The following is a 7,334-nucleotide window of genomic DNA, read 5'->3' on the forward strand; positions in this document are numbered from 1 at the left end:
TTTAAAAAAATATTTATTTAAGTGTATTATTTTGTCGAATCTGCACAAATTATGATTGTCAGGAGGTGACAATCATGGCAAACCGTAATAAATTAGTGGTTCCTGGTGCTCAAGCTGCAATTGATAACATGAAAGCTGAGATTGCTAGTGAATTAGGTGTGACTTTAGGGGCTGATGCTACAGCTCGTCAAAACGGTTCAGTTGGTGGTGAAATCACTAAACGTTTAGTGAAACAAGCTCAATCACAACTTGGATCAGGCTATACTAACCAAAAATAGTTATGAATTTAATTTAAAGGTTTTGTTATTCAACTTCAATTGTCATTAAAGTTACAATTGATATCTATCGGGAGGTGCCCCCTATGGCTACTCGTAATAAATTAATCGTTCCTGGTGCTCAAGAAGCCGTGGATCAAATGAAATACGAAATTGCTAAAGAACTTGGTGTTAACTTTGGACGTACTGCAACAGCTCAAGAAAATGGAGCTGTTGGCGGTGAGATTACAAAACGTTTAATTGCCCAAGCTAAACAAAACTTAAAATAACCGGATTTAAATTTAGTTTTAAAGAAAAAGAAACAGAAGTATCATTCAAGATTACCATTACAGGAGGTTATTAATATGTCAAGTCGTAATAAATTAGTGGTTCCTGGTGCTCAAGCTGCTCTTGATCAAATGAAATATGAGATTGCTCGCGAATTTGGTGTCGAATTAGGTGCTGATACATCTTCACGTCTTAACGGTTCAGTCGGTGGTGAAATTACGAAACGTTTAGTTGCAATGGCACAGCAACAAATGAGTGGAACTTCACAAAAATAACGATTGGGCCAACGTTATTTTCTTTACTACTAAGCTTCTAAAAAATATGAATAAATTTCCATCGATAGATTCGTATGAATTTGTCGATGGATGGATATTATATTTATTGTCAGGAGGTGAACAACATGACAAACAATTCAAACAACTCATCAAACAAATTAGTTGTCCCATCAGCACAAGCTGCTATCGATCAAATGAAATATGAGATTGCTAGTGAACAAGGTGTTACTTTAGGAGCTGATGCTACAGCTCGTCAAAACGGATCTGTTGGTGGTGAAATCACTAAACGTTTAGTGAAACAAGCTCAATCACAATTAGGTGCTTCTCAAAACCAACAATAATTAAACTAGGTATACTGTTTCATGTCAAAGCGTCAAGGTCCGTTTTATCAAACAAGACTGTGAGGTCATAACATGAACGATATTCCGCCAACTTATTTAAATATCACGTCAAATTCTAATTAAACGTGAGGGATCAAGATGAATGCAAATCCGCCAAAGTTTTGATAAAATTATTACCGTGAAAAACACGAAAGATCCAGTGTCACAAACTCTTAAAGAAATGTGAGGGATCAAGGATGGAATCTAATCCACCAACGTTTTTGGAGTTGAATTTTCTTTAATTAGAAATTCTTGATTATGCACTTACTGTTACTCAATGTTTTGCAGTTTTTGTAGAATGTGAGGATGATGTTATGTTAGCTAATCCGCCAAAGTTTTAAGTTGTTATCACGATTTTATTATCAAAAATGCGAGGGATAAAACATGAAATCCAATCCGCCAACTTTAACAATTGATTCTAATAGACACTAAATCATCATAAATGAGGTGTTTCCGTTGTACTGATTAAGCACTAATTTATTATAAATGTGGTGTTTGCTTCTGTACTATAAAACGCTAAATGAGCGTAATTGAGGTGTTTCCATTGTACCGTTTATTCACTGATTTATTATAAATGATGTGGTTGTGTATGATTTAACACTATAACGTAAATGAGGTGTTTCCGTTGTACTGGTTTAGCACTAGTTTGTTATAAATCTCGTGTATCAGTTAACTTTTGTTCAAACACTAAGTGATATGTTAAATGAGGTGTTTCCATTGAATCGATTTGTTACAATTAAATAAGTGATAAAGTAGCACTTCGGTGCTACTTTTTTAATTCTTAAGAATTTCTTAATTTAATGACTCAGACACGTTTCTAGCTACTCTTTATGATAAAATATAAAACAGATGAAATGGTAAGTTTTATTATTTTATCCATTATTTTTATTATAAAGGGGAGAACTATACATGGATTTTTTATTTCGCGCTTGGAAACAAAATATTCGTAAGCCGATGAAATCATTAATGATTTTTTTAGTTATGTTTGTCATTTCCAATCTCATCGTAACAGGAATTTTTATTCTTAAAGGGACTGAGAAGGCAACCAATGCAACACTTAGTCAAATGACTCCTATCATTTATTACACTCAAGATTATGATAGATATTGGCGTGCTCAAGAGCTTGGATTTGTTGACTCGGAAACAGATCCCATGCCAAACATTTCGCTCGAGACTGCCCTTGAAATTGGTCGTTCAAACGATGTGGAAGCTTTTGATTTAAGTACACAATCAACTGCTTTAATTCGTTCAATTAAGGCATACAAAGATCCTAATAGCCAAGGCGGGGGAAATTGGATTACAAGTACTGATTCAGAAGGAAATACTGAAACGTTCCAAGAACCAGATTACTATGAAATGTTAGGATCAAGTTCTAGTGAATTTAAAGTAGCCAGTGGAACGATTGAAATTGTAGATGGACGTGGAATTAATGAAGATGATGTCGCTAATAGCAATTATGTGCTAGTTATTGAAGAAAACCTTGCTAAAGCAAATAATTTATCTGTTGGAGATACGCTCCCTGTCGATTTCAAAATGGTTTGGGATGCTGAAGAAGCAGCACTTCCAAGTACAACTGAAAATGATTTTGAAATTGTTGGAATTTATCGAAATTTAAGTGCAGCCGACCAAAATGACACATGGATGACAGAACGTGTGGCGACTCAAATTTATGTGCCTTATAATGTCGCTTATGAGTTAAGTTTTGAAGTACAAAAGGAATCAATTCAAGAAAGTATTGCCCAGGGGTATTGGACACAAGAAGAAGCAGACGAATATTTAGAGCAATATAGTGAAGTTCAACCGAATACCATCGGTTATTTATTAAAAGATCCTCTAAAAGTGCGTGATTTTATCGAAGATAATACACGCTTATTACCTTCTGAATATCATGTTTTAAAAGTTGGGAATTCAACGTATGATTCAATTGCTAAATCAATTGATAGCATGACTCAAACGTCAAATTTAATTATTTACATTGTGTTTGGAGCTGGAATTTTAATCTTAAGTTTAATTACTTCATTAACGTTAAAAAGCCGTGAATATGAAATTGGGGTTCTATTATCTCTTGGTGAAAGTAAACTTAAAGTCATTGGTCAATTAATGAGCGAGTTATTAATTATTGCCTTAGTAGCCTTTAGCTTATCAATTGTTTCTGGTAATTTTATCGCTAAATACTACGGACAACAACTATTACAAACCCAAATGGAAAGCGCGATGACGCAATCAAATAATTTTAATATTTATGTTCCTGAGCAAATGTATAGTAACGAAAGCTCAACATTACAATATACTGACTTCGTCACAAGCTTTAATATTGAACTCGATCCAATTGTTTATCTTGAATTAATGGCCTATGGACTTCTAGTTGTTGCTGTTAGTACCTTTATTCCGATTATCTTCATCATGCGATATAATCCAAAAACTATTTTAACCATTCGATAAAGCGAGGTGCCTTATAATGTCTATCTTAGAGTTAAGAAATCTTTCTCATGCTTATGTTGACGGTGATATTCGCCGTATTGTCCTTGAAGATGTCAATTGTACGTTTGAACGTGGACAGTTTTATTCTATTTTAGGTCCATCTGGATCTGGAAAATCAACGTTACTCTCAATTGCAGCGGGACTTGACGATATCCAACAAGGCCAAGTGATTGTAGACGGAAAACCGATTCAAGAAATTGGTTTTGTGAAATATCGTCGTAATCATATGGCAATCGTATTCCAGTCTTTCAACTTGATTCCTTATTTAACAGCTGTTGAAAATGTTGAAATGGCGATGAAAATTACAGATAATGAAATGCCTAAAAATAAACGTGAAATAGCCTTAGGATTTTTAGAGAAACTTGGTATTTCAAAAATCAAAGCTCATAAATTTATTAAACAACTTTCTGGGGGAGAACAACAACGTGTCGCAATTGCTCGTGCGCTTGTTACCGGAGCTGATCTGATTTTTGCCGATGAACCGACTGGAAACTTAGATTCTCAAACAGAAGCAGAAATCTGTGACTTATTCCGTGTTTTAGCTCATCAATTTAATAAATGTATCATTGTTGTCACTCACTCTGACCGTGTCGCGCAGCATAGTGATGTTATTTATCGTATTGAAGACGGTAAAGTTGTCGTTGCGAATCAATAATAAAATTTAAAAAATCCCTTGATTTATCTTTTAAGGGATTTTTTTATGCGAAGAAAACTTTTTCTATTCTAAAATTTTAATTTAGTCCTTATTTCTGTTTTAGTAAAGGACTATTTTTAAGATCATAAAAAACTCCCTCGTGTGCGTGAGGGAGTTTTTTTATTAATACTTTAATTATTTTGCTTCACCGTAGAAAGCATTTAAATATAATTGTTTGATATCTTCGATTAATGGGTAGCGTGGGTTAGCCCCTGTACATTGATCATCAAATGCATCTACTGCTAATTTATCTACTGCTGCTAAGAAATCAGCTTCTGATACGCCACATTCAGAGATACTCATTGGAATATTGATTTCAGCTTTTAATTCATTGATTTTATTTAATAATGCTTGAATTTTCTCTTCATTTGTACGTCCTGTTAATCCACAGTACTCAGCAGCTTTTGCATAACGTTCGATGGCTTGAGGAGTTTCGTATTGAGGGAATGTTCCTTGTTTGAATGGTGCATCTGTTGCATTGTATTTAATAACTTCGTTGATTAATAAAGCATTTGCAATACCATGAGGAATATGGAATGCTGATCCTAATTTATGAGCCATTGAGTGACATAATCCTAACATTGCATTAGAGAATGCCATACCTGCCATACATGATGCATTAGCCATTTTCTCTTTCGCTACTTTAGCTTCTGCCCCACCATGGTAAGATTCTGGTAAGTAATCGAATACTAATTTAGCTGATTCTAATGATAATGGAATTGTGTATTCAGTTGCTACTGTTGCTACTAATGATTCTAAGGCATGAGTTAAAACGTCGATACCTGAAGCAGCACATAATCCTTTTGGCATTGATAACATTAACACTGGGTCAACAATCGCCATTGTTGGTGTTAATTCGTAGTCAGCTAATGGGTATTTTACTCCTGTTTCATCATCAGTGATAACAGCGAATGGCGTTACCTCAGAACCTGTACCAGCTGAAGTTGCGATACATACTAAGCTAGCTTTTTTACCCATTTGAGGGAAGCGGAAGATACGTTTACGAACGTCCATGAAACGCATTGCTAAGTCTTGGAAGTTTGTTTCTGGGTGTTCATATAATACCCACATGATTTTAGCTGCATCCATTGCAGATCCTCCACCTAATGCAATGATTGTATCAGGTTTGAATTCAGCCATGGCTTGAGCACCTTTTTTAGCATCTGATAATAATGGATCTGGATGTACATCTGTACAAATTGTATATTGAATTCCGTATTTATCTAATTCATCTGTTACATGTTTTGTATATCCTAAATCGAATAATACTTTATCTGTTACGATGAATGCACGTTTTTTACCATCAAATTTTAAATCTTCTAATGCGATTGGTAAGCATCCAAATTTATAGTAAACTTTTGCAGGCACTTTGAACCAAAGCATATTCTCTCTCCTTTTAGCAATTGTTTTAATATTAATTAAGTGTTTAGGTCCAACGTTTTCTGATACTGAGTTATTTCCCCAAGACCCGCAACCTAATGTTAATGATGGTGCTAAAGCGAAGTTGAATAAATCTCCAATTCCTCCGTGTGCAGTTGGTTGGTTGATTAAGAATGTTGTTGTACGCATACGAGATGCCATTGCTTGAATGTCAGCTTCTGCACGTAACTCATCTGCATAAATGGCTGATGTATGTCCTAATCCACTGTGTTCTACTAATGTATAGGCCATTTCAACTGCCTGTTCATGGTTAGTTGATTTGTACATTGCTAATACAACTGATAATTTTTCATGAGCGAATGGCTCTTCTAATGAAGTATCCGTTACTTCACCTACTAATACTTTAGTATCTTTAGGGACTTCAAATCCTGCTAATTCAGCGATTTTCCATGCAGGTTGTCCTACAATTTTAGCATTTAATGCTCCGTTAACAATGATTGTTTCACGAACAGCATCTAATTGTTTTTTATTTAATAATAAAGCTCCACGTTTTTTAAGTTCAGCTTTAACATTTTCATAAATTGATTCATCAACGATGATTGATTGTTCTGACGCACAGATTACTCCATAATCAAATGTTTTTGATAATAATAATGAGTTAACTGCCATTGGAACATTACATGTTTTGTGGAAAATAACTGGTGTATTTCCTGCCCCTACCCCGATTGCTGGTGTTCCTGAAGAATAAGCTGATTTAACCATTCCTGGCCCACCTGTTGCTAAAATTAAATCTACTTCTTTCATAACTGTATTTGTTAACTCGATACTTGGTTCGTCAATCCATGCAATTAATCCTTTTGGTGCTCCAGCTGCTTCGATTGTTTCACGAATTACTTTTGCTGTATAGTTTGTACAGTTTTTAGCACGTGGATGCGCAGAGATAACGATTGCATTACGAGTTTTAATAGCCATTAAACATTTGAAACATGCAGTTGATGTTGGGTTTGTTGTTGGAATAACCGCCCCAATTACTCCTACAGGTTCTGCAACTTTTTGGATACCGAATGATAAATCTTCAGATAAAACTCCACAAGTTTTTTCATCACGATATTTATTGTAAATATATTCAGAAGCATAGTGGTTTTTAATCACTTTATCTTCAACTAATCCCATTCCAGTTTCTTCAACTGCCATTTGAGCTAACGGAATACGTAAATTATTGATTGCCATTGCTGCTTTATAGAATAATTCATCTACTTGCTCTTGCGTAAATTTAGCAAATTCTCTTTGTGCTGCGCGTACTGTTTCAAGAGTTGACATTAATTCATCTACATTTGTAATTTTATTAGTCATTCCGACTCCTCCTCAAGATTGTGAATACATTCACTTACTTACAGTTGTAATTATATTACATTGTGAATTATTTGTCTAATGAAAACGTAGTGAAAGCGTTTATTATTTCACAAAATAGTAATTTTTAGTTCAAAAAACGCTTTTTGTAACCGTTTTTATGGAATATTATTGAAAAATTAGTCTAAAAAACCATTTAAAGTCTGATCTTTATTAACTGAAAATAAAAAAG

Annotated in this window: 7 protein-coding genes; 6 read left to right on the forward strand and 1 reads right to left on the reverse strand. The window is 34.4% G+C overall.

From position 1 onward, the window contains the following. Positions 1-74 precede the first annotated feature (74 nt). The 6 genes from HMPREF9402_RS01145 to HMPREF9402_RS01170 all read left to right on the forward strand — a co-directional run bounded on the left by HMPREF9402_RS01145 (position 75) and on the right by HMPREF9402_RS01170 (position 4,333). A complete protein-coding gene (locus tag HMPREF9402_RS01145; protein WP_009606219.1) occupies positions 75-278 on the forward strand; it encodes an alpha/beta-type small acid-soluble spore protein in 204 nt (67 codons plus the stop codon). Positions 279-361: 83 nt separating this feature from the next. Then, complete coding sequence (locus tag HMPREF9402_RS01150) at positions 362-544, forward strand: alpha/beta-type small acid-soluble spore protein (protein ID WP_006783241.1); 183 nt, start codon at positions 362-364, stop codon at positions 542-544. 75 nt (positions 545-619) lie between these two features. After that, positions 620-817, forward strand: a complete 198-nt coding sequence (locus HMPREF9402_RS01155) for an alpha/beta-type small acid-soluble spore protein (protein WP_006783242.1) — start codon at positions 620-622, stop codon at positions 815-817. A gap of 125 nt (positions 818-942) precedes the next feature. Continuing rightward, complete coding sequence (locus HMPREF9402_RS01160) at positions 943-1,158, forward strand: alpha/beta-type small acid-soluble spore protein (protein WP_006783243.1); 216 nt, start codon at positions 943-945, stop codon at positions 1,156-1,158. 948 nt (positions 1,159-2,106) lie between these two features. Further along, on the forward strand, positions 2,107-3,639 hold the full coding sequence (locus HMPREF9402_RS01165) for an ABC transporter permease (protein ID WP_006783244.1): 1,533 nt from the start codon (positions 2,107-2,109) through the stop codon (positions 3,637-3,639). Positions 3,640-3,655: 16 nt separating this feature from the next. Further along, the gene (locus HMPREF9402_RS01170) at positions 3,656-4,333 is read left to right on the forward strand and encodes an ABC transporter ATP-binding protein (protein ID WP_006783245.1); all 678 of its coding nucleotides are present in this window, start codon (positions 3,656-3,658) and stop codon (positions 4,331-4,333) included. A 174-nt stretch (positions 4,334-4,507) separates the two neighbouring features. Here the strand turns inward: HMPREF9402_RS01170 and adhE are convergent, their stop codons facing one another. Further along, positions 4,508-7,105 carry a bifunctional acetaldehyde-CoA/alcohol dehydrogenase gene (gene adhE / locus HMPREF9402_RS01175; protein WP_006783246.1) on the reverse strand — a complete coding sequence of 866 codons (2,598 nt, stop codon included), beginning with the start codon at positions 7,103-7,105 and terminating at the stop codon, positions 4,508-4,510. Positions 7,106-7,334: the final 229 nt, after the last annotated feature.

Source organism: Turicibacter sp. HGF1 (assembly GCF_000191865.1).
GTDB lineage: Bacteria > Bacillota_I > Bacilli_A > MOL361 > Turicibacteraceae > Turicibacter > Turicibacter sanguinis.